Source organism: Chromobacterium sp. Beijing (assembly GCF_021496765.1).
In the GTDB taxonomy this organism is placed as follows: Bacteria; Pseudomonadota; Gammaproteobacteria; order Burkholderiales; family Chromobacteriaceae; genus Chromobacterium.
This window is the reverse complement of record NZ_CP053750.1, coordinates 4,502,514-4,527,944: the sequence shown is the minus strand read 5'-3', so window position 1 is coordinate 4,527,944 and position 25,431 is coordinate 4,502,514. Positions and strand designations below refer to the sequence as shown.

Genomic DNA, 25,431 nt, shown 5'->3' with positions numbered 1-25,431 from the left:
CGAGTTGGCGGGTATCGCCTGACGGCTCCACCCTCCCTACCCAAACGCAGCCCAAACGCGGCTCCAACCGTAGGGTGGGTGGAGCGCAGCGATACCCACGCGGAAACGGGTGCGACGCCACACCGCCGGACAGCCGGCTACGGCGTCCCCCACATGGTGTGTTGCCTTTGGACGGCCAAAGGCTCCGGCATTGGCGCGCCTACCAAGGCCTGGCGGGCGGTGACCATATTGCTGAAGCCCGCCAGCCGATAACACTGCCGCACACAGGTGTCGCGGTTGGTCCACTTCCCGGACGCCCACATCCGCAACAAGGCGGTACGGGCTGGCTCGTGCTCACCGCGCCATTGGTCCCAAAGCTCAAAACCCACCTGCGCCCGCCTGATCTCCAGATGAATGCTGGCGGTGTCGGCCGGATGGTCCGGGTGCTCGTCCGTCAACGCAATGGCCCCGATGCGCTCTTCATAGGCGGAGATCAAACTGGCGGCGCGTTTGAGGACGTCGTGGTGCTGGATCAGCAGCCTCATCATGACAATGCTCTCCTTGGCCGCCATCACAACACTCCGTTGACGTGCTCCAGACCGCGTTGCAAACGCTGCTGTATCGGCTCCAGCAAGGCCAGCGCCTCCTCGCTGCTGAACAGCAAGGGCTCGTCGCGGCGTTCCAGCAAGGTCAGCAGCGCCAACAGCCCGGTGTGGGCGGCGCGGATGTCCATCACCCCGCTCAGCAGGGCGGAGTCCAGTTGGATATAGCAATCGTTCAATTGCCGGCCCAATTCGCCCAGTTTCGTCACATCGCCGGCGGCGGCGGGCAAACGCTGGGAACATGAATACAACTGCTCCATCACCGGCACAGTGGCGGGCGTGGGGTGTTGGCCTGCGCAGTGAGGACAGGCGGGCGGCGGCATGGCGGGGGGAAAAGTAGAGAAGGTCATCACGGTCTCCATGTCATCTTTGGAAACCTGCCCAGGCGAGGCTGGGACAGGCACATGACAAGGTTGCAAAACCGGCTCGTTTAACCAATAGACCGGCAGTCCATAGGACTCCCTGCCACGGCCCATCCCGAATGGGTACTGCGTGGCAGCAGACGTAGCAGTGCCAAAGGCGGACGGCTCGTCTGCGGTTAAACGACTTTGGGTTTGCAAGCCCTGCGCTGTGTGATTGAGCACGGCGCGGAACCAAGCCTAAACAGGCTGGCGAAGGGCGTCAAGAACGCGGGATGGGGCCGCCCCCGCCCGCAGCGTGAAAAAGCCGCGGCGTGGAGGCCGCGGCCTTTCGGTGGCTGGAGTCGCCAATCAGGCGCGCCACTGCTCGATCTGCGCCGGTGTGCCGTGAAACTCGGCATCATGCGCACGCGGGCTCAAGTCCAGATCGGGATGCTGGCTCAGTAGCGGCGCCAGCGTGCCCACATGCGCACCCAAGAAACGCCCCATCTGCTCGCTGCCCTCCGGGCAATGCGTTTCCGCCGTCGCCTGCATGCGCTGGTACAACTCCGGCTGATTCACCGCGGCCAGATTGGTCGGCACATAGGGGCGGTTGGCGGCGGCGGCCTCGGCGATGGGGAAGGTTTCGGCAAAGGTATGATAGCCGCCAAAATTCATGAAGGCGGCAATCCCCAGGCCCGCCGGCAGCGCCAGTTCGGGCTTGCCGTAAATCCGTTCCTCGCCCAGGGTGTTGAGCGCCAGCAAAATATCGCAGGTGCCTCCGGATTGGGCACCGGCGGAAGGCAGACCCTGCTCATTGCTCTCCATCGCAAACGCGCCGAAGGGCTGCCAACGGTTGATGCCGGTGCCGTGCGTCATCGCGTGCTGTTCCAGCATCTGGCCGATGCCCAGCTGTGCGTAGGCCTCCGGCACCGCGCCCATATCCGCCTCCGACATGGTGAACGGACGGCTCAGGTCGGCGATCGGCGCGCCTTCGCGCGCAATCGCGTTGATGTTCTGGTTGCGGTCGCCCAAAGCCTGGCGCAAAGCCGCGTCGTCCGCGCCGTCAACGGTGCGCTGCACCACCTGGCCGAAACCCAGCCCGTATTTGGCGGCGTCTTCGTACACCCCATTCACCGCGCGCGCGCCGCCTTCGTCAGTGGCCACCATGGGCATGCGCTCGCTGCGCGCACGGCTCAATGGATTGTCGAAGCCTGGCGTGCGGGTCTTGCCGGCGAACTCCTTGAAACGAGCGGCGAAGTCATCCGCCTGCGCGGACAGCCCGGCCTCTCGCAGCAAGGCGCCGCAGGCGTCGGCGTTGGCCTGCTTGTGCTGGGAGAACAGCTCCGGCTTGGCCTGATTTTCCACCGGGTTCATCAATTGCCACACCGTGGTACCGAACGCGCTCAAGGTACGGATCTTGGTCAGCAGTTCGGCATGCCCTTGCTTGCCGGAACCATCGGCGCGGCCTTGCAACGGCGTGCTCAGGGTATCCAGCAACCAGGGCTGGAAGTCCTGGCCGCCGCCCATCTGCCGGCCGATCTGGTCGGACTCCGCCGACAGCGGCTTGATCGCCGCCTGCAGCACCGCGCCCAGCGTCTGCTCGCGGCCCTGGAAGTACACGGTGCGGCCGGCGGCTTCTCCCTGCCCATCCAGCGTGTGGCGCAACAGACCCGCCAATTGCCGCGCATGCTGATCGAACACATCGCCCATCTTGCCCGGCCGGTCCAGCAAGGACATGCTGGCGCCCGCTTCGAAAAACTTGCTGTTGCTGACCGCCTGCTGCTGGGCAGCCGACAAGGCCACGCCCTGGGGCCCGCTCTTGGCCGTCGCCTCCGGCTTGCCTTGGGCGTCCATGCCGAACACCGCGTTCAAGGTACCGCCTGATCTGGATACAAACATGGGGAGCTTCCTTTCAAGGTTGAATTCAGCCTCCAATCTCCCACCAAGCGCCAATGCAAACTTTCAGAAAAAGACCACTGCGACAAGAAGGCCAACCGCAGAACGGAATGCCGGCGCAATAAAACGGCGCGCCGATTGAGCGCGCCGCATTCTTCTTGCTTGTCCGCCACCGCCGCTAGCGCGCCAGCGGCAGTTCTTCCCAACCGGCGAAACTCTGCTTGTCCGCCTGCCATAAGGGAAGCTGGCGCTCCATCATCGCGTCCAGTTCCTTCAGCGCTGCGTCCCCGGCGGGCCTGGAGCCGCCGACAGCGTAAGCTTCCATCGCGGCGAAGAAATCCGCGCCGTCCGCGCCCTGGCGCCGCAGGTAGTAATCGGCCTCCCGCCGCACCGCCGAGCCCGGCTCGGCCAGCTTGCGGCACAAGGCTTCCAGCGCCGGGCGCTGCGCCTCTCTCATCGCGGGCCAACGCTCGCTCTCGTCCACCGCCTTCAGGTGCAGATAATGCATCAGCGGCGCGCTCAGGCTGTTGTCTCCCCAGCGCTCGCCCAGCACCGCGGTGGCGGAGGCGCCGGCGTTAAGGCCCAGCTCCAGGGACACGCCCGGCTGCAGCGGCACGCCGCCGGAGGCGGACAGGCCAAGGTTGCCGCTGGCGCTGACCCGGCTCAGTTGCAGCCGGAAGCCGGCGGCTTCGGCCGGGAAATCGGCCTGGGTCTGGTATTGCGGCCGATAAAAGCGCAGCAGCAGGGTCAGCGCGCCGCCGCCTTGCAGCCCCGCGGAACTTTGCAGGCCGGCCAGCGCCGCCGGCACTTCGGCGGCCAGGCCGTGCGGCGCCAGCTGCGCGCTCAGAGCGTCGCGCAAGGCGTCCAGCGGCCAAGAGCCGCTCAGATTGCCGGACAGGCTGATCCTCACGTCCTTGTAATCCCCGGCTCGCACCGGATTGTGATGCACCCGGGTGCGTTCGGTCAGCGAGGCTTCCGCTTTCAGGCCCAGCGGTCCCAGCGCGCCGCCCAGATCCAGCGCGATGCTGCGGTCGCGGATCTGCAGGCGCAGCACATCGTGGAAGCTGGTGCGCTTGGCCAGCGCCGCCGCGTCGTGACGGACGGGCGGCGCGTACAGCCGAGGCGCCAGCTCGTCCAGGCTCTGCAACAAGGCCTCGTCGCCCTTGCCCGCCGCGCTCAGGGTCAGCGCGGCGTGGGCCAGCGCCATATTGGCCAGCGTTTCCTCGCGGCTTCCCGCGCGCCAGGCGGCCTGGATGGAGCGTTCCACCGCCGCGCCGCCCTGACGCTTGCCGATGCCGGCGTCCAATTGCTGGGCGACGGCGCAGAAATGTTCGAATTCGGCGCGCAGGCCGTCCGCGGCGTCGCGCAGCCGCTCCGGCGTCTGTTCGCGCAGCGCCGCCATGCTCTGCGCGCCGCTGAGCCAGCTCAGCGGATGATTGCGCGCGTCCGCGCCCATCAGCGCGGCGGCTTTTTGTTCGATGCCGGCCAGCCGCTGTTGCGCGATCGTCGCGTTGCGCGCCGCGCCCTGCTCCTGGCGCAGGCCTTGCCAGATCGGGGTCAGCGCGTCGGCCTGGATGTCGATGCGCTCCACCGCCGCGCCGACGCCGACGCCAACGCCCGCGGCTTCGGCGCGCGCCGAGGCGCTGCCCTTGACGCTATCCACCGTGCTGGGCGGCAGATAGGGCGTCTGCGCGCCGGGCAGGGACGCGGCGCTGTCGCGCTGCCCCAGCCAGCCCAGCAATACGCCCAGCCGCTGCTGCTGATCCGCCGCCTGCTGTTGCAATTGCTGATACTGACGCAATTCATTGCCGTGGCCGGGACGGAACAAGCGGATCAAGGCGCCCACCGCGGTGCGGGCGCTGACGCCCAGGGTGTCTCGGCGCGAACCGTGAGCTAGTTGGTCCGCCTTCAGTTTGACGAAGGCGGTGGCGCTGGCGTATTCGGTCGCCACGGTGCGTTGGCGGCGCCCCTCCACCGCGCCGGACAAGGAGGCGACGCCGACGCCGCCCTGAATCCCGGCGCGTGCGGACACCGCCTTGCCCTGGTTCTGGAACACGAAGCCTTCGTCGTCGTTGTCCATGCCGCGGCTCCAGGCCAGGCCCACGCTGAAGGTGGCCTTGGCGCCGGCGCCGGCCTCGCCCAGTCCCAGGCCGACCCCGACCGAAGCGCCGACATTGCGCTCCTGGCTGGCGCCCGGCTGATCAAAGCGCTGGAATTGCGGCAGCAGTTGCGCTTCCGCCTCCGTCCGCGCCAACTGCGCCCAGGCCGCCTGGCCCAACAGGGCCAGCCGCTGGCCCAGTTCCGCCAGCGGGCTGCCCGGCGTCGCCGCGCGCGCCAGCGCTTCCATGTCCAACGACAGCCGCGCACATTCTTTAATGTCCAGCGGCGTCTGCGCGTCGCCGGCCGCCAACTTCTGCCGCAAGCTTTCCACGATGGCCACCGTCTTGGGCGCCACCGCGTGGCTGCGCGGCAGGATGTTCAGCGCCTGCACCCAGCGCGGCCAGCGCGAGCGTTCCGGCTCCGCCTGGCGATACGCTTCGCGTTTCATCGCCAGCAGGGTCTGGCCCAGGTCTTCGCGCCGCAAGCGCAGCTTGTCGTCGCTGAGGACCACCTGGCTGCCGCGCGCCGGCGGCGCGTCTTCCACGCGGCGTTCCGCCGCGCCGCGCGCGCCGCTCAAGGCGGCGGCCAGGCCCTGCGCCGGCCGCGGCGCCGAAGATTCCGATAAGCGGCGGAAGCCCTGCAACCGCACCGTACCCGCCCCGCTTGCAACTGTGTCCAACATGGATGCCTCCTCGCGCCGCATCGCGGCTCAAACGCCGGGCCGGGCCCGGAGCGACTGCCTAGTTTTCGCCGTTGCCGGCTTTCAAGTTCGCGGCCAACGCCAAGGGCGACGGCCTTTCCGCTTGCAATTCCCGCCCCATCTCCGTCCAGCCCAGCAGCAGCCCCTGCAATTGCCCGCGCGCCTCGGGACTGACTGTCCCGTCTTTCACGCCCTGGGCCGCCAAATCGCAATATTTAGCGCAGTCCCGAGCCAGCTCGGCTATCACGGCCTGCCAGGCGTCGGCCTGCTTGGACGCCGGCTTCTGTTCGACAGCCGGCGCCTGCGCCGTCATGCCGCCGCCGCGCAGCGCGGCCGCGAACGGGCTCTGCGCCGGCGCGGACGGCGCGCCTGGCTGCGGCTCGGACAGCGTCGCCAAACGGGGGGAATTGGCGGTCGGCTTCGACGAAACATTAAAAGACATTTCAAACGCTCCTGATTTGGCGGCGAGGCCAGAACAACGGTGATGAGGGGCCGCCGGCGCATGCTCGGCGACAGCGTCAAACTACCCCAACGCCGGTAACCGAACTTGCATAAATCGGCCGCGGCCTCGTCCGAGCCGCCCCCTCGTTTTTGAGAGTTTTCCCATTTGTAGCAAGCACTCCCTCACGTAGTATTCCTACATACATCAATTTATGCGAAGGAAATCAAAAACCTCCCTAACAACCCGATGACATAACAACAGGACAAACAAGACCATGTCATTCGCTGAACATTTTTTGCAAGCTGGCCCTCGGCGGCAAAAGTACCATCCACTCTCTCTGTTTTTATGACCGGATAAAGGCTTTGAGCGCCAGTTGACGACACTGGCAATTCCAGGCGACAGCGGGCGGGAAGCGGCGGACACACGCCGCGCGATGCGAATCCGCAGCCGGCCCCAAGAACCAGCGCAAATCACCCAACAGATCCACCGAACAAAAAACACGCCGACATGCCGCGATGCTACGGGGAATAGCACACAAGTCGCAGCATTGGTCGACTCGATCCGCATGGTCCGCCATGCGCTATTGCGCCGTGCGCGCAAGAGGAACTAGAAGATGGCGTTACATAAAGATGGCTTCATGAACAGGCAATTTGTTTTTGGCGACTTCGTCCTTCACTTCGACGGCATGCTGCTGCACCGCGAGCAGCAGATCAGCATTCCGCCCAAGGAACTGGCTGTGCTGACCACCCTGCTGGAAGCGGCGGGAGAGCTGGTCAGCAAGGACGCGCTGCTGGACCGCGTCTGGCCGGACGGCGAAGTCAACGAAGAGTCGCTGACCCGCTGTATCTACGCGCTGCGGCGCATCCTGCTGGAAACCAAGGATTGCCGTTATATCGACACGGTGTACGGCAAGGGCTATCGCTTCAGCCGCCCGGTGGCCATGGTGTCCAAACCCACGCTGCTGGCGGCGCAATGCTCGGTGGCCGTGCTGCCCTTCCGCACCCATCCGCAGCTGGACGCGGTCAGCCTGCACAACGCTCTGGTGCAATGCCTGTCGCGCTACTCGCCGTTCGGCCTGATCGTGCTGCCGGCCACCATCACCCAAAACTGCCGCGACGTCACCGACATCGTGGCGATGATCGATCAGCTGCGCCCGGACTACTACCTGGCCGGCCAGACCCTGCAGCAAGGCGGCGTCTGGAAGCTGCGGGTGGAATTGGTGCGCGCCGCCGGCCATCAGCTGATCCACCATGAAAGCATAGAGCTGAGCCCGGAACAGCCGATCACCGCGCTGCAAACCCGGCTCGCCAGCCTGTTGCCGCAACGCATTCCCGGCCTGCGCTGGAACCAGGGCCAGAACAACGAGCTGGGCTCGCTGGACATGGCCATCACCTATCTGAACGGCCGCCACGAACTGCAGCAACACACCCCGTCCAGCCTGCGTCGCGCGCTGATGCTGCTGCGCCAATGCGTCAACGCCGGCCCCAGCCACGCGCTGCCTTACTGCAGCCTGGCCGAGTGCTATCTGACCCTGGCCCAGCTGGGCCTGTTCGACCAGGCCCAGGCGCTGATCCAGGCGCAACAGGCGGTGAACAAGGCGGTGGAACTGGACGCGGCCAATCCGCAGGCGCTGGGACTGCTGGCCTTGCTCAGCAGCATGCGCTCGGAGCAGGCGGTGGCCGAGGCGCTGTTCGAACAGGCGCGGCTGCTGGCGCCGGATGCCGTCGACATCCATTACTACCACGCCTGGCATTTATTCCTGTCCGGCAAACTGGCCCAGGCGCAGCAGGCGCTGGACGCCTGCCTGGAACGCGACCCCTCGCGCATCTCCGCCAGCATTCTGAAGCTGTGGCTGACCTATTACGAACACCGCATCGACGACGCGGTGTCGCTGGGCAAGCGCCAGCTCTGCCAATACGGCCAGAACCACCCGGTGCTGCAAAGCGTGCTGGCGCTGCTGCTGGGGCTGCAAGGCCAGCACGCGCAAGCCGACGAGCTGGTGCAGGCGGTGCGCGACTCCGGCGAGGAAGCCGGCCTGCTCGCCCTCAATCACAGCTACGTGGACTATTGCCGTCGCGGCGACGCCGCGGTGCCCGCCTTGCGCGCCTTCCTCGCCAAGGTGGACAGCCGCCAGGTGCGCTCCAGCCTGCTGCCGCTGATCCTGGCCGCGCAGGGCCCGGAGGCCGCGGTCCAGCATTGGCGCCAATTGCAGGCCGAAGGCTATCTGTGGATCAAGGCCTGGCGCCACGATCCGCGACTGAGCGAGCTGGCGGAACACGCTCAGCCCTGCCAGCCGGAGGCGGCGTGATCCGCGTCTGTCTGTTGTCCGCCCTCTTCTTGTGCGCCGGCGCGGCGCGGGCGGACTGCTGGGATCGCGCCGGCCGCATGTTCAATATCGCGCCGGACTTGCTCTACGCCATCGCCCAGCAGGAGTCCGGGCTCAAGCCGGACGCGGTGGGCCGCAACCGCGACGGCAGCCGGGACCTGGGCCTGATGCAGATCAACAGCACCCATCTGCCGCGGCTGCGCCAGCTGGGCGTCACCGAACCGCAGCTGATGGGCGACGCCTGTCTGTCCGTGGTCGTCGGCGCCTCCATCCTGGCCGAGATGATGAAACGTTACGGTTATTCCTGGGAGGCGGTGGGCGCTTACAACGCCGGCACCGCGCCCAGCCGCCGCGCCTTGCGCATGCGTTACGCCGAGCAAGTGTGGCGGCGCTACCAGAAGCTGCGCCAAGCCGCCCCACCCCCAAGCAAGGAGCTCTCATGATTCGCTCGCTTTCTCCCGCCCCGCGCGCGCTGTCCGCGACGCCGCCGCCCACCGCCCCCAAGCCCAGTCCCTCCTCGGCCTGGACCGCCCAGTTGCGCGGCGTCAGCCAGGGCGCCGCGCCCCAGCCCGCGCCGCGCACGGCGCAGCCCGGCCGCTCGGTAGGCCTGCTGCGGCAAGCTTTCCAGCAAGCCGCGCCCCAGGCCCGCGCGGAAACGTCGGCTCGGCCCATGGCCAAACTGCGGCAGCCCGCGCCCCTGGCGGACGTCGGCCCGGCCCGCGCCGACACCGCGCCGACGCCCAAACGCGACCCGATGGCATTGCTGCGCCAACGCATGACGCCCGAGGCGCTCAAGGATTTCGAGCAGAAACTGGCGGACACCGCCGGCAAGCGCGCCCCGGCCAAGGCGCCTCAAGCGCCGGCCGCCGTCGTGCAAGCCGCGCCGGCCGCGGCAGCCCCGCCAGCAGCCCCGGTCCTGGCCGCCGCGCCGCAGCCGACGCAGCCCGGTCAGATTCCACCGCCGCCTCCGCCTCCCCCACCGCCGCCGCCGCCCGTCAACGCGGCGGCCCCGGCGGCCGGCCCGGCGCGCGCCTGGAACAAGATCGCGGCGGCCAGCGCGGCCGATATCCAGCAACTGCGTGACGAACAAAGCCAGAAACTGCGCAAGGAGCCGGGTTCCAAGCCCACTGCCGCCTCGCCGGCGGGAGCGGAGCTCATCAACGAATTGAAAGAGCGACAGCAAAAAATGGCGGCGCGGGCCGCCAGCGCTCAGCTGCGGTAATTCCGCAACTCTCCCGATCCCCCTTTACATGGCGGCCGCCGCTTCCGCGGCACGCCGCCATGCTTTTTCCCTCCTCCCCGAATCTGATTCCCCTCCCGAGATTTCATCGGTTTTCCATCAGGAATCCGTCCCCGCATGTCCGTAAAGTGGATGCCAACATCGCAGAACCTTGCGCACTCACCGACAGACACCATGGCAGCTGAAGACATCACTCTCTCCGCGCCGGCGCCCATCGTGGTCCGCCTGCTCAACAGCCCGCTGCGCGGCTGCGAATTCCTGCTGCAGCCGGGCAAGACCCTGTTCCTGGTCGGTCCCGCCGCCGCCCTGACCGAGGCCGGCCAGTTGCCGGAATTGCCGGCAGACGCCCTGTTCATTCCTCTGGAGCAAGGCGGGGTCAATTTCGAAGTGCTGATCGACCGCGCCGAACCCGACCGGGTGACGCTGCGCGAACTGCGCGACGCCGGCGTGGACGAGCGTCCGGCCGAATTCAACCGCCCGCTGCGCATCGGCGCGCTGGAACTGGCCTTGCGGCCGGAGCACCTGTCCTGGTCGCCGGAAGTGCTGGGCCACGGCCAGGACGCGCCGCCGCCGGAACAAAAACCGGCGCGCCGCCACGCCGCCGCCGCGGTGGCGCTGGCGGTGATCGCCGCGCTATTGCTGGCCGGCGGCGGCTACTGGCTGTGGAACACCCCGCAACGCCAGGCCTCGGAATTGAACGCGCTGCTGGGACGCGACAGCCAGCGCTTCCAGGTGCTGCCCGGCCGCGACGGCGTGTTCTACGTCTCCGCCGCCAATGAGCGCGACAGCGCCTGGGCGCGGCAAGTGCTGGCGCGCGGCGACTACAACCGCCCGGCGCAGGTGCTCAGCCCTCAGCAGGAAAACGAACGCATGGGCCGCTGGCTGGCGGATAACTACCCCCACCTGCCCTATTACCGCTTGCAGCTGGACAACCCTCGCCGGCCGCAGCTGTGGGTCAGCCAACAGCGCGCCGCGCTGGGCGGGCCGGCCAGCCAGGCGCTGTCGCAGCGGCTGGCCGAGCAGATGCCCTACGCCGACGCGGTGGACATCGTGCCGGTGGACGACGCCGCCGCCGCGAGCCAGGCCGAAACCGGCCTGTCGCGCCAGGCGCTGCCCTTCACCCGCAGCGAGCAGCCCAACGGCGTCACCTTCGTGATCCAGGGCGCGCTGGACGACGGCGAACTATTGCGCGCGCGCCGCTTCGTCGACGACTACTACCGCCAGTGGGGCGGCCGCTACGTGCAATTCGCCATTGAATTGAAGGACGACTGGCTCAAGGGCAAGTCCTTCAAGTACGGCAACCAGGGTTACGTCAAGATGGCGACCGGCCACTGGTACTTCCCCAAACCCCTGTAAATAAAAGGAAAACCACCATGCCAATTATCTCTAATCCGGACTGGACCCTCAGCGACATGTCCAAGGAGTTCGACACCGGCACCAGCAAGCTCCAAACCGAACTGACCGACGCGCTGAAAAAGTTGAACGGCAACCCGTCCAACCCCCAGTTGCTGGCCGACTACCAAAGCAAGCTGTCCGAGTACAACCTGTACCGCAACGCGCAGTCCAACACCGTCAAAGTGTTCAAGGACATCGACGCGGCCATCATCCAGAACTTCCGCTAAACCCCGACGCCGGCCACGCGCCGGCGCTTCAGGAGTCCGCCCATGACCCCATCGCCGCCCTCTCTCTGGATTCGCTGACCGCCCAGGTCAGCGACATCACCCGCTCCGAGCACAATCTCGTGTCGCTGGACGACCGCCTGATCCAGGCCTTCTCGCAAAACGCCGTCGGCGTAGGCATGGAGAAGGACGCCATTCTGCAACGGCTGGAACAGCCGGGCCTGTTGAGCAATCCGGCCGTGCTGATGGAGCTGCAGCAGCGCACCTCCAATTACAACCTGGAGGTGTCCATGATCAGCACCCTCACCCGCAAGACCGTGGGCGCGGTAGAAAGCCTGCTGCGCTCATGATCCGCCATGGTTTCAAAGCCGTATTGCTGGCCTTGCTGCTGACCGGCTGCCAGCAGAAGGACTTGCTCAAAGGCCTGGATCAGCAGCAGGCCAATGAAGTGATCGCCGTCTTGCAGCGCCACAATATCGAGGCCGACAAGACCGACCGCGGCAAGACCGGCTTCAGCATCGCCGTGGCGCAGCCGGACTTCGCCGCCGCCGTGGACTGGCTGAAGGCCTACAACCTGCCGTCGCGGCCGCGGATGGAAGTGGCGCAGATGTTCCCGGCGGATTCGCTGGTGTCCTCGCCGCGCGCGGAAAAGGCGCGGCTGTACTCCGCCATCGAGCAGCGGCTGGAGCAGTCGCTGCAAACCATGGACGGCGTGCTGTCCGCGCGCGTGCACGTCAGCTACGACCTGGACTCCGGCGAAGGCGGCCGCGCCGCCAAACCCATCCACCTGTCCGCGCTGGCGGTGTACGACCGCGACGTGGACCCAGAGCAAATGGTCAACGATATCAAGCGTTTCCTGAAGAACAGTTTCGCCGACATCGATTACGACAATATCTCGGTGGTGCTGTCGCGGCGCAGCGAGGCGCAGCAGCAGGCGCCCACCGCGCCGGCGGAAGAGCGCGGCTCCGGCCTGAGCTGGCTGATGGCCGGCGTGGCGCTGATCGCCCTCCTGGGCGCGGCGGCGGCCTGGCTGTGGCAGCGCCGCGCGCCCAAACCCGTCGCCGAGCCGCCGGCCGCCGAGCCGCAGGCCGGACATGAGTAGCCGGCCCGCGGCCCGCTCGCCGGCGCTGCAAGCGCTGCTGTACGACCCGCTGGCCTATCTGCACCCGCGGCGCTTGGTTCTGCCGCCGGCGCTGACCGCCTCCGCCGCCGCGCGCGCGGCGGCCAATGAGCTGCTGATCTCCGCCTATCGGCTGGACAGCGACTGCGCCGACGCCCAGTTGGACCCGCTGGCGCGGCAATGGCTGCGCCACTGGCGGCGCTTGCCGCAAACCGCCTATTTGCTGGGTTGCCACGCGCTGCGCGCCGGCCTGGGCTGGCAGGCGGGCCTGCTGCGGCTGCCGGACTGGGCGCAGGACTTCGCCGCCGTGGCGCTGCCGCCGGACGCCGCCGCCGCGCAGCGGCCGGCGCTCAGCCACGGCGCGCTGCTGCTGACCGGCTACGGCCGCCTGCAGGCCTGGCGCGAGCGTCTGCCGCGCCCCTTGGCGCAACGCTTGCCGCTGCAGTTCCCGCCGGAGGCCGACGCCGCGCCGCCGCAGCCGCCCGCCGACGCCCTGATTCTGACCTTGGCCCTACAACATGCCCAGAGACATCCCCACATCCCGCCCTCCGACCGCCGCTGAAGGCGTGCTGGTGCGCCGCGGCCAGCTGCGCCGAGCCGAACGCGCCGATCAGCTGGAACGCGAGGCGCGACAACAGGCGCAGCGCGTGCTGCGCGACGCCGAGCGCCAGGCCGAAGCCCTGCGCCGGCAAGCCTGCCAGGACGGCTATCAGCAAGGCATGCTCGCCGCGCTGGAACACGCGGCCGCCCATCTGGCCGCCGGCCAGGCCATGGCCTGGAACTGGCGGGAGCGGCTGGAGCAAGAGGCCCGCGCCATGCTGAGCGCCGCGGTGGACCATCCGGACACCCTGCTGCTGCTGCTGGACGAATGGCTGCGCGGCCTGGATCAGCCGGACGCCACCCTCTATCTGCAGCTGCCCAAGCGCGCCCGCGCGCTGCAGCCGCAGTTGATGACGCTGCTGACGGAAAACTGGCCCGGCGCCATCCAGATCGACTATCACGCCGACACGCGCTTCATGATGCGCTGCGCGGACCAGGCGGCGGAATTCTCGCCGGAACAATACGTGGAGCCGGCCAGCCGCCAGTTGCTGCAATGCCTGGAGCCCTTGCCTCAGGACTGCCGCCGTTTGTCGGAGCAGGCGCTGCGCGGCTTGATCGCGCAACTGGAACAAGACCTGGCGGCCTTGACCGCCGCAGACAGGAGCCCGGAATGATCCCCTCGCTGACCCCTTCCGCCATCGGCCGCGCCGCCGCGGCCGGCGACGACATCGTCCCGCTGCAGCAACGGCTGCTGGCCGCGGCGCAAAACGCCGACGGCGCCGCGCCGCCGACGGAAACCCCGGCGACCGACGACGCCAAGCCAGTGGAGCCGCCGCCGCACAAATGGCCGGACTTCCAGTCCGACCCGTTGGCGGTGGCCTTCCTCGCGGCGCTGCGCCAGCTGTCGCCGCCGGCGTCCGACTCGCAAGAAGACAAACAGCGCTACGCCGACGCCGTCGGCAAGCTGCTGGGCGAATTCAAAGACCCGGCCACCGGCGAACTGGCCTTCACCACCTTGAAGCAGAAAAACGACATGATCCAGCGCACGCTGGAACAGATCGACGCCGCCTCGCCGCTGCACACCGCGCTGATGACCTCGCTGGTGGGCAATATCGGCGTTGCCGGCATGATGCAGCAATGGATGCAGGACGCCATCATGTCCGGCGGCGTGCCCAAGGAGATGGAGGACTGGTGATTCACACCGCGTCCCACAAGGCCCGCGCCGCCGCCGCGTGGTAGAAGACATCGCCGCTGCGCTGGAACTCGCGATGGCAGGCGTACACCAGCTTGATCACATGCTCGTTGCGCACGTTCAGCACGCGTTGCAGCAATAAGGGCCAGGCCGGCTGCGCGTCCGGCAGTTCCTCCGCCTCCAGCGCCGGCGCGCCGATGGACACATAGGCGACGCAGAAGGTCTGCCACAAAGCCGGGTACCAATCCTCCGCCGGCAAGCCGGGCAGATGCTCCAGCACGTCGCGCAGCGCCAGCGTCGCCGTCACCATGTGCAGCGCGGTGAAATTGTCGGTCTGCCAGTACACCCGCAGCGCCGCCCGCGCCAGCGCGTCCAGCCAGTCCGGCGTTTGCGGCGCACTGGGCAAGGCGGCGGCGAAGCGCGGATCGGCCAACACCGCGTCGAAGCGATCGTGTATCCAGTAATCCGGGCTGTTCCAGCCGGCCAGCGCCCGCGACAGCCGCGCCAGCCCGTCCTCCGCCGAAGCCGCCGGCGCTTGCGCGTCCAGGCCGGCGGGCAGGCGCAGATAGCCGCTCAGATAATAGGCCAGCCCCGCCGCCGCTTCGCCGGCGTGGCCGGCGCGCAGGGCGAAGGCCAGGCGGATCAGCGGATGGAAGGCGCCCCCGCCCGGCGAGAACGGCAGGCTGGCCAACACTTGCCGCGCGGTGTCCTCCACCCCGCGCGCCGCCACCCGCTCCTCCATCACCCGGAGCAGCGCCGGGAAGGCGTCCAGCCGCCCCAAGGCCGCGTCCCAGCGGCCCCAGCCGATATCGTATTCCACCGGTTCCGCCGGCTCGGCGCGCTCGCTCTCCCAGAAGTCGAAGAATGCCCGCAGCTGATGCGGCTCCGCTCCCATTTCCGCCAGCGCGGTCAGCGCCATCGGGCAATGGTTGGTGGTGTCGCTGTGCATCAGCGAAAACTCATGGTTGGCGTCCAACAAGGCATGCAGTTCAGTGTGACGGCTTGGCGCGTTCATGGCGTCCTCCTTGAAAAATCCATGCGCTTACGATAAAAGTTAAAGTCAACTTTAAGTCAAGCGAGTCCGCGCATGCCCGCAGCCCCCATGGCCAAACCTTCTCCCTGGCTCAGCATAGGCGAGCTGGCGAGCCGTTCCGGCGTCGCCGCCAGCGCCCTGCGCTACTACGAAACCCAGGGCCTGCTGCACAGCGCCCGCTCCGCCGGCGGCCAACGCCGCTACCCGCGCGACGCGCTGCGCCGCGTCGCCTTCATCCGCGCGGCCCAGATCGTCGGCATCAGCCTGGACGACATCCGCGGTTCGCTGGCCGCGCTGCCCAGCCAGCGCACGCCGACCCCGCGCGACTGGGAGGCCTTGTCCGCGGACTGGCTGCCGCGTTTGCAGCAGCGCATAGACGAGCTGACCCGGCTGCGAGACCGGCTGGGCAACTGCATAGGCTGCGGCTGCCTGTCGCTGAGCCAGTGCGCGCTGTACAACCCCGGCGACTGCGCGGCCAGCCTGGGCGACGGACCGCGTTACCTGATAGGCGAACCGCCGGCGGAAGCGCCGGGCCAACCACCAGGCTGAGAGTCTGTTCTAAAGTCTCGCGAGCAAGAGCGAGACAAGGCGTTGCGGCTGAGAACACGTGGTACATGAGCATTTTGAGCTTGGTTTCAACGCCCATTTCTATCCATCCCGCCGACGCGCAGCAGATCGTAAACAGGTTCTGAGCGCTTCCTGAAAGCCGCTGTCGCAACGGCACGGTGTAATAGCGCCCATTTCAACGCCACTGGAGCGCCACCATGCTATTGCCTCTCGGCTTTCCCTCCGTCCGGCCCAACGCCAGCCTCTCGCACGCCCCTGCCCAGGCCCCGGAGACCCCCGTCGCCCAGACCGGCAGCCTCAAGGGCAAGCCGGTGCGCATAGACGACAGCGCCGAAAGCCGCGGCAAAGCCCATGCGGTCTTGAGCGAATGTCTGTCCGACGTGCGCCGCTTCTTCCAGCCGCTGAGCGGCCGGGTCGCCCGCTTCTTCGGCGCGATCCCGGACTGGGTGCGCAAGCTGACAGGCCAGGCCAAGCCGGCCGCGGCCAGCGCGCAGCAAGCGCCCGTGTCTCCTCTCACCGCGTCGTTCGCCGCCAATTTCTGCCGCCTGTGCGACACGTTCCAGGCCAGCCTGGCGGATAAGCGCAATATGGACGGCGCCTTCCGCGTGCCGGCATCGCACGAGAAATTGCAGAACGTGAAACAACAGATGGCGAATGGAGAGATGGCGCCGGACTCGCTCAGCCACATCGAGATTGCCGCGCTCATCAAGGACACCCTGAAACAATTGCCGCTGCCCAGCGATCAAGACCTGCACGCGCTGCACGCCAGCGGCGCAGACGTCACCCGCCTGCACCGCGAGATGTTGTCGCAATTGCCGGAAGGGCCGCTCAAACAGTGCGGAAGCGCGGCGATGCGCACCCTGGCCTTGAGCCATCGCCATGCCGACGCCGGCACCGGCAGCGCGTTCAGCAAAACCTCCATCGAGGTTTCCGCGCCGCTGTGGCATATGACCGAGCTCCAACTGGCCAAGACCATGCCCGCGATTGGCGGAGCGCTGCTGCAAGGCTGGCAGGATGAGCCATCCGCCCCGGCGGACCCGCAAGCCGCGCTGATGCAGGAGTTGCGCGCCAAGCTGAACGCCGGACGGTAAGCACCATGCCGCCGGCCGCCGCTCGCGGCCGGCTTCCCTTCCCTCATCCAAAAAAGAAAAACCATGTCCACGCCTTTCCAACACGCCGTCGCCCAGCTTTGCCAGTCTCTGTCCCTGCAGCCGCCGGAACGGATGGACGACAGTCTGTTCACCTTGCAAGTGGGCGAACACGCGGTGCACCTGAGCGAACAGCCGGCGCGCCAGTTGCTGATGTTCTGCTGCCTGTCGCCGCAACAGGCGCAAACGGACGCGCCGCCGCTGCGGCAGAATCTGTTCAGCGACGATCCGCTCAAGCCGGTGATCGGCCAATCCGAGCACAGCCAGGACTGGGTGCTGTGGAACCGTCAGCCGCTGGCCGATTGCGACGCCGCCGCGCTGCAGCGGCAGTTGGAGCGCATCAGCGATTGCGCCGAACAGTGCTGCCGCGCGCCGGAACCGGCGGCGTCGACCTTCGCGCCGCAGGCGCTGCGTCAGCGCCACGCCCGGCTGCATTGCTGAGCAGGACAAAACCCGCACGAAAACGGCCGAGGCCGCCGGCATACCCCAGTACGCCGGTCAAGCCTCGGCCGCGCTCAATCAACGGCAAGCGCCGCCTACAAGTCCACCACCGGGAAATCGATCTCGGTGCCGGCGATCAGATTGGCGTAATTGGTCAGCGTGTTCAGCGCCACCGCGGCGATCACCTCCACCAGCAGGCCGTCGTCGACGCCGGCGGCGCGCGCCGCGGCCAGCTCCTGATCGGACAACACGCCGCGCTGGCTGACGATTTGCGCGGTCAGCCTGGCGATCGCGGCGGTCTGCGCGTCGGCGGCCTGGCCGGCCCGCGCCGCCTGGATGTCGGCCTCGCTCAGGCCCGCGCCCTTGCTCATCAGGGTATGGGCGGACAGGCAGTACTGGCAGGCGTTGGCCTGAGCGGCCGCCAAAGCGATCACTTCGCGCTGGCGCGCGCTGAGCTTGCCCTTGGCCAGGGCTTCGGAAAAGCCCAGATAAGCGTTCAACACCGCCGGAGACTGGGCGAAGGTGGCGAACAGATTGGGCACCTTGCCCAGCTTGGCCTTGACGGCCTCCAGGGTGGCGCTCAGTTCCGGGCTGGCTTGATGGCGGTCTACGGTGGGGATGCGGGGCATGATGGGCTCCTGACTCTCGAGTTGAACGACGATGGGGACTGTACAGAAGTCATCTTGCAATACAATCAGAAACCTATCGTCTCGAAAACTTTGCAGATCGTATCGAAATGGACCTGTTGACGCCCTTGCTGCAGCAAAGCGCCTTCTCCGCGCGCGTATTCCATCATGGCAATCTATGCCATCTGGCGGACTTCGACCCTGGCGCAATGGCCGGTCATCTGCATCTGCTCAAGGGCGGCCGCCTGCGCTGCACCTTGCGCGACGTCCTGGTGCTGGACACCGACCGCCCCTGCGCCTTGCTGTTTCCCCGCCCCAGCGCCCACATCCTGCTGCCGGAGGGCGAGCGCGGCGCCGACTTGGTCTGCGCCAAGCTGGACCTGGGCTTCCAGACCGGCGGGCCGCTGGCGCTGGCGCTGCCGGAATGCCTGGTGCTGTATCTGGACGATACGCCCAGCCTGCTGCCCACGCTGCGGCTGCTGTTCGACGAGGCCTTCTCCGAACGCTTCGCCCGCCAGGCGGCGCTGGATCGTTTGATGGAGTATTTCTTGATCCAGGCGATACGCGTGGTGATAGACGGCGGCCAGATCCACAGCGGCATCTTCGCCGCCATGTCCGACCCCAAATTGGCGCGCGCCGTCAACGCCATCCACGCGCGGCCGGAGCGCGGCTGGACCGTGGAACTGCTGGCGGAGCAGGCCGGCATGTCGCGCGCGCGTTTCGCCGCCCGCTTCCGGCAACAAGTCGGCCTCGCCCCGCTGGATTATCTGACCGACTGGCGGCTGGCCGTCGTCCGTCATCAGCTGCGCCAGGGCCAGCCGATCAAACGCATCGCCGCGCAAGTGGGCTACGCCAGCCCCGCCGCGCTCAGCCGGGTGTTTGCCCAGAGGCTGGGGCTGCCGCCCAGCGATTGGCTGAAGCGGCAAGCGGCCTCCTGAGCGGCCCGCGCGTGGAACTTTGGAATCCGGCGCCCCATCTGACTTCAGACCGCGCGGTCCAATGGGATGCCGCGCTGAATCCATCAAGGGAAACTTCATGAACACACCACGCCTCGCCGGCGCCGCGCTGCTCTGCGCCGGCCTATTCAGTCTGCCCGTCCACGCCGCCACGCTATGCACGCTGCTGGCCGACGCCAAGAGCGGCGACATCCTGCTGCGACAAGGCAGCTGCGAACAACGCTACACCCCGGCCTCCACGTTCAAGATTCCGCTCAGCGTGATGGGCTTCGATTCCGGCTTCCTCAAGAGCGAACACCAGCCGGCCCTGCCCTACCGGGACGGCTATGTGGACTGGGGCGGCGACAACTGGAAACAGCCCACCGATCCGGTGCGCTGGCTGAAGTATTCGGTGGTGTGGTATTCGCAGCAGATCGCCCAGTCGCTGGGCGAGGAGAAGCTAGGACGCTACGCCGACGCCTTCGGCTACGGCAACGCCGACTTCAGCGGCGACCCGGGCAAGCACAATGGACTGGAACGCGCCTGGATCGCCTCCTCGCTGCAGGTGTCGCCGCTGGAGCAGCTGGCCTTCCTGCGCAAGCTGGTCAATCTTGAACTGCCGGTGTCCAAACACGCGCAGGAACTGACGATGAAGATCGTGGAAACCAGCGCGGCGGCGGACGGCTGGCAGGCGCACGGCAAGACCGGCATGGCTTATCCGCGCAAGGCGGACGGCGAGTTCGACGAGGAACATCCGTACGGCTGGTACGTGGGCTGGGCCAATAAGGGCGAACGCTCGCTGGTCTTCGTGCGCCTGATCCAGGACGACAAGAAAGAGCCGGGCACCGCCGGCGTGCGCTCGCGCGCGGCCTTCCTGGAGGAATTGCCGGCGCTCGCCGCAGCGTCCGCCCCCGCTCAATCCATCAGCCGCTGATACAGATAGACCAGCACCCGCGCCAACTCCTGCGCGGTCTGCTCCTGGCCGGCGTTGCCGCTATGGCCGCCGGCCTCGGTTTCCAGCAGCAGCGCGTCGTGGCCCAGCTCCCGCATCCGCGCCACCATCTTGCGCGCATGCGCCGGGTGCACGCGGTCGTCCTTGGCGCTGGTGGTGAACAGGGCCAGCGGATAGGCCAGATCGCCGCGTAGCCGGTGGTAGGGCGAATACGCCTCCAGCGCCGGCCGCTGCGCCGGATCCTCCGGATCGCCGTATTCGTCTATCCAGCTGGCGCCGGCCAGCAGCTCGGTGTAGCGCAGCATGTCCAGCAGCGGCACTTCGCACACCACCGCGCCGAATAATTCCGGCCGCTGCGTCATGCAGGCGCCCACCAGCAGGCCGCCGTTGCTGCCGCCCTCTATGCCCAGCTTGGCCGGCGCGGTCAGGCCGCGCGCCACCATGTCTTCCGCCACCGCGATGAAGTCGTCGAAGCCCACTTGGCGGTTCACGCCCTGCGCCGCCTGGTGCCAGCCGGGGCCGAACTCGCCGCCGCCGCGGATGCAGGCCAGCGCGAAGGCGCCGCCGCGTTGCAGCCAGTGCGGGCCGAAGTTCTCCACGTAGTAAGGCATCATCGGCACTTCGAAGCCGCCGTAGCCGTACAGCAAGGTGGGCGTGGCGCCGTCCAGCGGCGCGTCGCGGCGGCGCACCACGAAATAGGGAATGCTTTCGCCGTCCGGCGCGCGTGCCTGCCATTGCTCGGCGACGAAGTCGGCCGGATCGAAAGCCTCCGGCTGACGACGCAGGCATTCCTGCTGGCCGCTGGCCACGTCCAGCCGGTACAGGCCGGTGGGGGTCAGGAAATCGCTGAAGCTGTAGCACAGGATATCGCTGTCCCAGGGCTGGTCGGCGAACTCGATCACCCCGCCGCTGGGCGTGGGCAGCGCGCGCTCGCACCAGACGCCGTCGATCTTGTCGAAGGCCAGCAGCCGGCTCTTGACCTGGTCCAGCAGATTGACCACCACGCTGGCGCGGGTGGTCTCCACCGACTCCACCGCCAGCCGAGGCTGCGGCGCCACCAGCAATTGCGCGTCTATCCGTCCCTGCCGCAGCGGCTCCAGCGCCACCGCCAGCAAGGCGCCGGCCGGATAGCGGGTCCCGGCGGCGTCCCAGTCCTCGGCCAGCTTGACGATCAGATCGCCGTGCAGATAGGCCTCCAGCTCCGCCTTGGGCGGCAAGGGCAGCGCGTGGGTTTCCAGCGCTTCGTCGATCAGATGGTAGGTCTTGCTGTAGAAGCTGTCCGAGCACTCGATCAGGTCCAGCGTCGCGCCGTCGGCGTCGAGGAAACGCCAGGCGGCCACCATCATCGCGTCTTCGCCGGCGGAGAACACCTGGCTCCAGGCATGCCGCCCTTCCTCGCCGCGCTCCACCAGCCACACTTCGCGCGGATAGCCGGAACGGGTCAGCGGCGCGCCCGGCCAGCCGGGGCAGGCCCAGGCGCTGTCCGGATCGCGCCAGGCCACATGGCTCTTGCCTTCCGGAAAACTGAAACCGTCCGGCCGCCACGCGCCGGCGGCCAGATCGTATTCGCGCGCGATGCCGGCGTCGCCGCCGCCCGCGGCCAGGTGCACCATGGCTTGCAGCGGCGCCAGCGTGCAGTGGGACACCCCGTCCAGATACCAGTCCTCGCCGGCCTCGTCGGCCAGCGCGTCGATGTCCAGCACCGTCTGCCAGTCCTGCTCGGCGGCGCGGTAGGCCGCCAGCGTGCTGCGGCGGTAAATGCCGCGCGGATGGGCTTCGTCCTGGTGGAAGTTGTACAGCCAGCCCTCATGCTCGGCGCAGAACGGGATCTGGCGGGTATCGCGCAGATGGGCGAGGATTTCGTCGCGCAGGCCGGCGAAACGCGGGTCGGCGTCCAGCCGCGCCTGCGCGCGCGCGTTCTGCTCGGCCACCCATTCGGCGGCGGCGGGATCGTCCAGGTTTTCCAGCCAGGCGTGGGAATCGAGGGCGTTATAGTCGGACATCGGCGTCATCACAATTGCGGATCAATGGCCGCGAGGTTAGCACCCCGCGCCGCCAACGCCAAATGCGCCATGCCCGCTGCGCCCGAAGTTCAGACCGCGCTGATCTCCACCCCCTCCCCCGCAGCTGGCGGCAGGCGTGCTCGGGGTCCAGCAACGCTTCCCCCAGATAGACGCCGGCGGGCGGCGCGTCCGCCCCCAATAGATGCTCGATCTGCAAAACAGCGCCCAAGGCCGTCAGATGCGCTTGTCCCAAAGGGTCCGCCAGTTGCACGGTTTTTCCGCACGGCCTGCCGGCGGCGTCCTTGCCCTCGACGGCAATGCGGATGCGGTGAGCCGCGCCCGGCCCGGGGTTGTAGAGCAGCGCCTGCCGCGCGCTGTTGAACATCGGCCGCGACAGCAGCCGCCATACGCCGCTGCGCACCAGCACATGCAGCAAGGCAGTGGCTTTGCCGTCGTCGAAGCCGATGCGCGCATCCACCTGCGCGGCGCCGACGATGGCGGGCAGATTCGCTTGATCCGGGGTATCGAAACGGTAAACCCGGTGACGGCCGGCGGCGCCGAAGTCCGCGACGCGGCCATCGAGAAAACCGCCGCGCTTGACCCACTTCCCCCCTTCCATGGTGTGGAACGGTTCGGATAGGCGGTCCATGTATGCGGTCGAATTCGGCCCCGCCTGATCCGCCATCGCGAACAGGATGTCGATGCCGACGCGCTCGACCTCGGCGACGGCCCTCGCCGCGTCGCGCGCCGCCAGGCTGGCCGCGCCGGCCATCCAGGCCGATGACAAGACCACCGGCGCGCGGGGAGGCCCGTAGGCGGCCGTCGTCAGCAAGGCCTGCTTCAGCCGCTCCGTCCAGCGGGTGACGTCAAGGTAGGCGTGACCTTGGGCCAGGGCCAGGCGCAACAGCCGGTCATGCGCATCGTTGACCAAGCCCACGATGAGCGCGCCCTTGTGAGCCTCCGGCAGCGCCGGCGCGTCCACGTCCATCGCCATCGCCTCGGCGCCATATCGCTGCGCCACCGCCCGAGCCGCGTCTAGACGACGGCCGGCGATGACGAGCTTGAGATCCGGCCTGCGCCGCGCCAGTAAAGACGCCACTTGCGCGCCCACCACGCCGCTGCCGCCGACAAGAACAACGCTGGAAGAAGTCATGCCCACCTCAGTTTTGGTCAATTGACCAATATTAAAACATGAACTTGGTCGTTTGAACAATTAAACTGGCGCTTCAGCCATGCCGGACGATCACGAAGGAGGAAAGATGTCGGCCAAAGGAGAGGAAAGACGGGAAGCGATTCTGCGCGCGGCGATGCGGGTGCTGACCCGCGACGGCGGGCAGGGCTTCCGCATGCGCGCCATCGCGGCGGAAGCCGGGGTGGGCATCAGCCATGTCCAGTACTACTTCAAGAATATCGACGCGGTGATGGAAGGCGTCATGGTTCGTTACCTGGAAGACTGGGATGAACTGATGCTGGACGCGCCCGCCAGCCTGGCCGGCGCGCTGGACTTTGTGCTGGCGACCCAGCTTCAACACGGCGGCTGCGCCTTGCTCTGGGAGCTGTGGGCGCTGTCCAGCCGCAACGAGGCCGCCGATGCGGCGCTCAAGACCTTCTACGCCGGCTATACCGACCGGGTTTGCGCGCTGCTGCGCCGCGAGGCTCAGACGGACGCGCCCAACAGTGTCGTCAGGGAGCGCGCGGCGCTCATCGTCGCCTTGATCGAAGGCCTCTCCATTCTGCGCGGCAACGGCCGGGAGCAAACGCTGGCGCCGCAAGCCCAGCGCCATGCCGTAGACGCCGCGCTGGCCTTGGCGGCCTTGCCGCTGCCGCCTGCCAAGGCCTAATCCGCGCTCCGCGCGGCGGCCTTGAAACGGGCGATCACCGCCGGCGCGGTGCCGCGGTTGAAGGCGGCGTACAGCGCGCTGTCCAGCTGCGCCAGCTTCATGCCGCGTCGCACCAGCGACGCGTCCAGCCCCAGGGACTTGAGCTTGCTGCGCATGCCGATCTCGGTGGCGGGCAGCAGATCGCAGCGGCCGGACACCAGCTTTTTGACGTTGATGCTGGAGTCCGAGGTCGGGTCCAGTCTTGGAAAACCTTCTTCCTTCAGGTACTCCTGCCGGTAATCCCCCAGCACCACGCACACCGAATAGCGCTTGGCCGCCGCCAGCGTCGGCGCCTGGATGTCGCGTCGCGACGCCAGCTGATAAAAATACACGTCGGAATCCAGCAGCTTGACGGCGAAGTTCAGATGTTTGAGCCGCTCCCGGGTCTTGGCGATGGGAAAGATCGCCGCGCCCGGCCGAGTCTTGGCCTCCTCGTAGGCGCGCGCCCACGGCACCGTTTCAATCCGCGACGGCGGCAGGCCGAGCTTGCCCAGGATCGCCAGGACCGGCGCCACCGCCAGCCCGCCGCTGATCCGGCCGTCCGGCCCCAGTTCCACATAGGGCGGATCGCCGCTGCTGAACAAGCGCACTTCGTCCAGAGCCCCCGCCGGGGCCCCGCCGCAGGCCAGCGCGGCGCAGCAGGCGCCCAGCCATTGTTTCATTCCGCCTCCCTTTTCCACGCCGCAGCTGCTTATTTATAGCCGCCGGGCCTCGGTTCAGTCGGACAGCACCCGTTGCAGCGTCTCCACCAGCCGGTCCAGGTCCTCGCGTCTCACCTGCCAATGGGTGACGATGCGCATCAGGCCGCCTTCGGGCGGATTGGCCTTGACCCCGGCCTGGCGCAGCGCGGCCATCAGTTCGGCCACATCGATGTCGGCGGTGAAACGGAACCACACCATATTGATGTGCACGTCCTCCAGCCTCACCTCGACGCAGGGCAGCGCCGCCAGCCGCTCGGCCAGATAGCGGGCGTTGGCGTGGTCGTCCTTGAGCCGGTCCACCATCTCGTTCAGCGCCACGATGCCGGGCGCGGCGATCACCCCGGCCTGGCGCATGCCGCCGCCCAGCAGCTTGCGGTTCCGGCGCGCGCGGGCGATGAAATCGGCGCTGCCGGCCAGAATGGAGCCCACCGGCGCGGCCAGGCCCTTGGACAGACAGAACATCACCGTGTCGGCGTATTGGGCGATCTCGCGCGCCTCGCAGCCCAGATGGGCGGCGGCGTTGAAGATGCGCGCGCCGTCCAGATGCACCGGCACCTGGTGGCGGCGCGCCACTTCCGCGCTGGCGGCCATCGCCGCCAAGGGAATCACGCGGCCGTTGCAGTGCGCGTTTTCCAGACAGATCAAGCCGGTGCGCGGCCAGTGGATGTCCTCGCCGACGCGGATGCGCTGCTCTATCGCCTCCGGCGCCATCACCCCGTCCACGCCGGCGACGGCGCGCAACTGCACGCCGCCTATCACCGCCGCGCCGCCGGTTTCGTGCCAGACGATGTGGCAGCTCTCTTCCAGAATCACCTCGTCGCCGCGCTGGCAGTGGGTGAAGATGGCCAGTTGGTTGCCGAAATTGCCGGTGGGCACGAACAGCGCCGCCTCCTTGCCCAGCTTCTCCGCGGCCAGCTGTTCCAGCGCTTGCACCGTGGGATCGTCGCCGTAGACGTCGTCGCCCACCTCGGCGTTGAACATCGCCTCGCGCATCGCCGGCGTCGGCTGGGTCACGGTATCGCTGCGCACATCAATCCATTGCATGGTC

Annotated in this window: 27 protein-coding genes; 16 read left to right on the top strand and 11 right to left on the bottom strand. The window is 67.8% G+C overall.

Annotated features, from left to right (window positions below; all coding sequences use genetic code 11):
• Nucleotides 1-137 precede the first annotated feature (137 nt).
• The 5 genes from HQN78_RS21160 to HQN78_RS21140 form a co-directional block, all read right to left on the bottom strand.
• Nucleotides 138-551 carry a hypothetical protein gene (locus tag HQN78_RS21160; protein ID WP_235086027.1) on the bottom strand — a complete coding sequence of 138 codons (414 nt, stop codon included), beginning with the start codon at nucleotides 549-551 and terminating at the stop codon, nucleotides 138-140.
• Nucleotides 551-931 carry a hypothetical protein gene (locus HQN78_RS21155; RefSeq protein WP_235086024.1) on the bottom strand — a complete coding sequence of 127 codons (381 nt, stop codon included), beginning with the start codon at nucleotides 929-931 and terminating at the stop codon, nucleotides 551-553. The genes HQN78_RS21160 and HQN78_RS21155 overlap by 1 nt, the downstream gene beginning before the upstream one ends.
• Before the next feature lie 360 nt (nucleotides 932-1,291).
• Nucleotides 1,292-2,821, bottom strand: coding sequence for a hypothetical protein (locus HQN78_RS21150; RefSeq protein WP_235086022.1), 1,530 nt, complete (start codon nucleotides 2,819-2,821; stop codon nucleotides 1,292-1,294).
• Between the two features lie 175 nt (nucleotides 2,822-2,996).
• Nucleotides 2,997-5,600, bottom strand: a complete 2,604-nt coding sequence (locus tag HQN78_RS21145; RefSeq protein ID WP_235086018.1) for a hypothetical protein — start codon at nucleotides 5,598-5,600, stop codon at nucleotides 2,997-2,999.
• A 58-nt stretch (nucleotides 5,601-5,658) separates the two neighbouring features.
• Nucleotides 5,659-6,060 carry a hypothetical protein gene (locus HQN78_RS21140; protein WP_227105408.1) on the bottom strand — a complete coding sequence of 134 codons (402 nt, stop codon included), beginning with the start codon at nucleotides 6,058-6,060 and terminating at the stop codon, nucleotides 5,659-5,661.
• A 613-nt stretch (nucleotides 6,061-6,673) separates the two neighbouring features.
• On the opposite strand from HQN78_RS21140, the gene HQN78_RS21135 reads away from it, so the two are divergent.
• The 10 genes from HQN78_RS21135 (at nucleotide 6,674) to HQN78_RS21090 (ending at nucleotide 14,100) form a co-directional block, all read left to right on the top strand.
• Entirely contained in the window at nucleotides 6,674-8,368 is a 1,695-nt protein-coding gene (locus HQN78_RS21135) for a HilA/EilA family virulence transcriptional regulator (RefSeq protein ID WP_255701192.1), read from the top strand.
• Entirely contained in the window at nucleotides 8,365-8,829 is a 465-nt protein-coding gene (iagB, locus tag HQN78_RS21130; protein ID WP_304502823.1) for a type III secretion system invasion protein IagB, read from the top strand. Before HQN78_RS21135 ends, iagB begins: the two co-directional genes overlap by 4 nt.
• The gene (locus HQN78_RS21125) at nucleotides 8,826-9,608 is read left to right on the top strand and encodes a hypothetical protein (protein WP_235086013.1); all 783 of its coding nucleotides are present in this window, start codon (nucleotides 8,826-8,828) and stop codon (nucleotides 9,606-9,608) included. The genes iagB and HQN78_RS21125 overlap by 4 nt, the downstream gene beginning before the upstream one ends.
• 192 nt (nucleotides 9,609-9,800) lie before the next feature.
• Complete coding sequence (locus HQN78_RS21120; protein WP_107800843.1) at nucleotides 9,801-10,982, top strand: PrgH/EprH family type III secretion inner membrane ring protein; 1,182 nt, start codon at nucleotides 9,801-9,803, stop codon at nucleotides 10,980-10,982.
• A 17-nt stretch (nucleotides 10,983-10,999) separates the two neighbouring features.
• A complete protein-coding gene (locus HQN78_RS21115) occupies nucleotides 11,000-11,248 on the top strand; it encodes a type III secretion system needle complex protein (RefSeq protein WP_107732058.1) in 249 nt (82 codons plus the stop codon).
• A 119-nt stretch (nucleotides 11,249-11,367) separates the two neighbouring features.
• Complete coding sequence (sctI, locus tag HQN78_RS21110; RefSeq protein WP_235086011.1) at nucleotides 11,368-11,595, top strand: type III secretion system inner rod subunit SctI; 228 nt, start codon at nucleotides 11,368-11,370, stop codon at nucleotides 11,593-11,595.
• A complete protein-coding gene (locus HQN78_RS21105) occupies nucleotides 11,592-12,347 on the top strand; it encodes an EscJ/YscJ/HrcJ family type III secretion inner membrane ring protein (RefSeq protein WP_235086009.1) in 756 nt (251 codons plus the stop codon). Before sctI ends, HQN78_RS21105 begins: the two co-directional genes overlap by 4 nt.
• Nucleotides 12,340-12,927 (top strand): type III secretion apparatus protein OrgA/MxiK, encoded by a 588-nt coding sequence (locus HQN78_RS21100; RefSeq protein ID WP_107800846.1) that lies wholly within the window; start codon nucleotides 12,340-12,342, stop codon nucleotides 12,925-12,927. Before HQN78_RS21105 ends, HQN78_RS21100 begins: the two co-directional genes overlap by 8 nt.
• Complete coding sequence (locus tag HQN78_RS21095) at nucleotides 12,884-13,579, top strand: hypothetical protein (RefSeq protein ID WP_227105414.1); 696 nt, start codon at nucleotides 12,884-12,886, stop codon at nucleotides 13,577-13,579. Before HQN78_RS21100 ends, HQN78_RS21095 begins: the two co-directional genes overlap by 44 nt.
• Nucleotides 13,576-14,100, top strand: coding sequence for a hypothetical protein (locus HQN78_RS21090; RefSeq protein WP_235086007.1), 525 nt, complete (start codon nucleotides 13,576-13,578; stop codon nucleotides 14,098-14,100). Before HQN78_RS21095 ends, HQN78_RS21090 begins: the two co-directional genes overlap by 4 nt.
• A gap of 1 nt (nucleotide 14,101) precedes the next feature.
• On the opposite strand, the gene HQN78_RS21085 is transcribed toward HQN78_RS21090, so the two are convergent.
• Entirely contained in the window at nucleotides 14,102-15,112 is a 1,011-nt protein-coding gene (locus HQN78_RS21085; RefSeq protein ID WP_235086005.1) for a questin oxidase family protein, read from the bottom strand.
• Between the two features lie 72 nt (nucleotides 15,113-15,184).
• Between HQN78_RS21085 and soxR the strand changes: the two genes are divergently transcribed.
• The 3 genes from soxR to HQN78_RS21070 all read left to right on the top strand — a co-directional run bounded on the left by soxR (nucleotide 15,185) and on the right by HQN78_RS21070 (nucleotide 17,286).
• Nucleotides 15,185-15,679, top strand: coding sequence for a redox-sensitive transcriptional activator SoxR (gene soxR, locus HQN78_RS21080; RefSeq protein WP_235086003.1), 495 nt, complete (start codon nucleotides 15,185-15,187; stop codon nucleotides 15,677-15,679).
• Nucleotides 15,680-15,894: 215 nt separating this feature from the next.
• Entirely contained in the window at nucleotides 15,895-16,788 is an 894-nt protein-coding gene (locus HQN78_RS21075) for a hypothetical protein (RefSeq protein WP_235086000.1), read from the top strand.
• 63 nt (nucleotides 16,789-16,851) lie between these two features.
• Nucleotides 16,852-17,286: a CesT family type III secretion system chaperone gene (locus HQN78_RS21070; RefSeq protein ID WP_227105424.1), complete on the top strand. Its 435-nt coding sequence runs from the start codon at nucleotides 16,852-16,854 to the stop codon at nucleotides 17,284-17,286.
• 95 nt (nucleotides 17,287-17,381) lie between these two features.
• On the opposite strand, the gene HQN78_RS21065 is transcribed toward HQN78_RS21070, so the two are convergent.
• Entirely contained in the window at nucleotides 17,382-17,915 is a 534-nt protein-coding gene (locus HQN78_RS21065) for a carboxymuconolactone decarboxylase family protein (RefSeq protein WP_235085998.1), read from the bottom strand.
• A gap of 107 nt (nucleotides 17,916-18,022) precedes the next feature.
• Between HQN78_RS21065 and HQN78_RS21060 the strand changes: the two genes are divergently transcribed.
• Nucleotides 18,023-18,850: an AraC family transcriptional regulator gene (locus HQN78_RS21060; protein WP_235085996.1), complete on the top strand. Its 828-nt coding sequence runs from the start codon at nucleotides 18,023-18,025 to the stop codon at nucleotides 18,848-18,850.
• Nucleotides 18,851-18,947: 97 nt separating this feature from the next.
• A complete protein-coding gene (blaOXA, locus tag HQN78_RS21055; protein ID WP_235085994.1) occupies nucleotides 18,948-19,781 on the top strand; it encodes a class D beta-lactamase in 834 nt (277 codons plus the stop codon).
• Here blaOXA and HQN78_RS21050 read toward each other — a convergent pair.
• Together HQN78_RS21050 and HQN78_RS21045 are read right to left on the bottom strand one after the other, a co-directional pair.
• Nucleotides 19,763-21,802 (bottom strand): prolyl oligopeptidase family protein, encoded by a 2,040-nt coding sequence (locus tag HQN78_RS21050; RefSeq protein ID WP_235085991.1) that lies wholly within the window; start codon nucleotides 21,800-21,802, stop codon nucleotides 19,763-19,765. The two genes, blaOXA and HQN78_RS21050, sit on opposite strands and share 19 nt — an antisense overlap.
• Complete coding sequence (locus tag HQN78_RS21045) at nucleotides 21,789-22,955, bottom strand: saccharopine dehydrogenase NADP-binding domain-containing protein (RefSeq protein WP_235085989.1); 1,167 nt, start codon at nucleotides 22,953-22,955, stop codon at nucleotides 21,789-21,791. The genes HQN78_RS21050 and HQN78_RS21045 overlap by 14 nt, the downstream gene beginning before the upstream one ends.
• A gap of 106 nt (nucleotides 22,956-23,061) precedes the next feature.
• Between HQN78_RS21045 and HQN78_RS21040 the strand changes: the two genes are divergently transcribed.
• Nucleotides 23,062-23,643, top strand: coding sequence for a TetR/AcrR family transcriptional regulator (locus HQN78_RS21040; RefSeq protein WP_235085987.1), 582 nt, complete (start codon nucleotides 23,062-23,064; stop codon nucleotides 23,641-23,643).
• Here the strand turns inward: HQN78_RS21040 and HQN78_RS21035 are convergent.
• Both HQN78_RS21035 and ltaE read right to left on the bottom strand, forming a co-directional pair.
• On the bottom strand, nucleotides 23,640-24,344 hold the full coding sequence (locus HQN78_RS21035) for an ABC transporter substrate-binding protein (protein WP_235085985.1): 705 nt from the start codon (nucleotides 24,342-24,344) through the stop codon (nucleotides 23,640-23,642). The genes HQN78_RS21040 and HQN78_RS21035 overlap by 4 nt on opposite strands.
• Nucleotides 24,345-24,398: 54 nt before the next feature.
• Nucleotides 24,399-25,427 (bottom strand): low-specificity L-threonine aldolase, encoded by a 1,029-nt coding sequence (gene ltaE / locus HQN78_RS21030; protein WP_107800859.1) that lies wholly within the window; start codon nucleotides 25,425-25,427, stop codon nucleotides 24,399-24,401.
• Between the last annotated feature and the right edge of the window lie 4 nt (nucleotides 25,428-25,431).

Coding starts and splice junctions, on each gene's coding strand:
- HQN78_RS21105 (WP_235086009.1), top strand. CDS start 11,592: ATGATCCGCCATGGTTTCAAAGCCGTATTGCTGGCCTTGCTGCTGACC.
- ltaE (WP_107800859.1), bottom strand. CDS start 25,427: ATGCAATGGATTGATGTGCGCAGCGATACCGTGACCCAGCCGACGCCG.
- blaOXA (WP_235085994.1), top strand. CDS start 18,948: ATGAACACACCACGCCTCGCCGGCGCCGCGCTGCTCTGCGCCGGCCTA.
- HQN78_RS21060 (WP_235085996.1), top strand. CDS start 18,023: ATGGACCTGTTGACGCCCTTGCTGCAGCAAAGCGCCTTCTCCGCGCGC.
- HQN78_RS21040 (WP_235085987.1), top strand. CDS start 23,062: ATGTCGGCCAAAGGAGAGGAAAGACGGGAAGCGATTCTGCGCGCGGCG.
- HQN78_RS21155 (WP_235086024.1), bottom strand. CDS start 931: ATGACCTTCTCTACTTTTCCCCCCGCCATGCCGCCGCCCGCCTGTCCT.
- HQN78_RS21085 (WP_235086005.1), bottom strand. CDS start 15,112: ATGAACGCGCCAAGCCGTCACACTGAACTGCATGCCTTGTTGGACGCC.
- HQN78_RS21050 (WP_235085991.1), bottom strand. CDS start 21,802: ATGTCCGACTATAACGCCCTCGATTCCCACGCCTGGCTGGAAAACCTG.
- HQN78_RS21115 (WP_107732058.1), top strand. CDS start 11,000: ATGCCAATTATCTCTAATCCGGACTGGACCCTCAGCGACATGTCCAAG.
- HQN78_RS21160 (WP_235086027.1), bottom strand. CDS start 551: ATGGCGGCCAAGGAGAGCATTGTCATGATGAGGCTGCTGATCCAGCAC.
- HQN78_RS21120 (WP_107800843.1), top strand. CDS start 9,801: ATGGCAGCTGAAGACATCACTCTCTCCGCGCCGGCGCCCATCGTGGTC.
- HQN78_RS21045 (WP_235085989.1), bottom strand. CDS start 22,955: ATGACTTCTTCCAGCGTTGTTCTTGTCGGCGGCAGCGGCGTGGTGGGC.
- HQN78_RS21090 (WP_235086007.1), top strand. CDS start 13,576: ATGATCCCCTCGCTGACCCCTTCCGCCATCGGCCGCGCCGCCGCGGCC.
- HQN78_RS21100 (WP_107800846.1), top strand. CDS start 12,340: ATGAGTAGCCGGCCCGCGGCCCGCTCGCCGGCGCTGCAAGCGCTGCTG.
- HQN78_RS21150 (WP_235086022.1), bottom strand. CDS start 2,821: ATGTTTGTATCCAGATCAGGCGGTACCTTGAACGCGGTGTTCGGCATG.
- HQN78_RS21075 (WP_235086000.1), top strand. CDS start 15,895: ATGCTATTGCCTCTCGGCTTTCCCTCCGTCCGGCCCAACGCCAGCCTC.
- HQN78_RS21065 (WP_235085998.1), bottom strand. CDS start 17,915: ATGCCCCGCATCCCCACCGTAGACCGCCATCAAGCCAGCCCGGAACTG.
- HQN78_RS21145 (WP_235086018.1), bottom strand. CDS start 5,600: ATGTTGGACACAGTTGCAAGCGGGGCGGGTACGGTGCGGTTGCAGGGC.
- HQN78_RS21095 (WP_227105414.1), top strand. CDS start 12,884: ATGCCCAGAGACATCCCCACATCCCGCCCTCCGACCGCCGCTGAAGGC.
- HQN78_RS21070 (WP_227105424.1), top strand. CDS start 16,852: ATGTCCACGCCTTTCCAACACGCCGTCGCCCAGCTTTGCCAGTCTCTG.
- soxR (WP_235086003.1), top strand. CDS start 15,185: ATGCCCGCAGCCCCCATGGCCAAACCTTCTCCCTGGCTCAGCATAGGC.
- HQN78_RS21135 (WP_255701192.1), top strand. CDS start 6,674: ATGGCGTTACATAAAGATGGCTTCATGAACAGGCAATTTGTTTTTGGC.
- HQN78_RS21140 (WP_227105408.1), bottom strand. CDS start 6,060: ATGTCTTTTAATGTTTCGTCGAAGCCGACCGCCAATTCCCCCCGTTTG.
- HQN78_RS21125 (WP_235086013.1), top strand. CDS start 8,826: ATGATTCGCTCGCTTTCTCCCGCCCCGCGCGCGCTGTCCGCGACGCCG.
- HQN78_RS21035 (WP_235085985.1), bottom strand. CDS start 24,344: ATGAAACAATGGCTGGGCGCCTGCTGCGCCGCGCTGGCCTGCGGCGGG.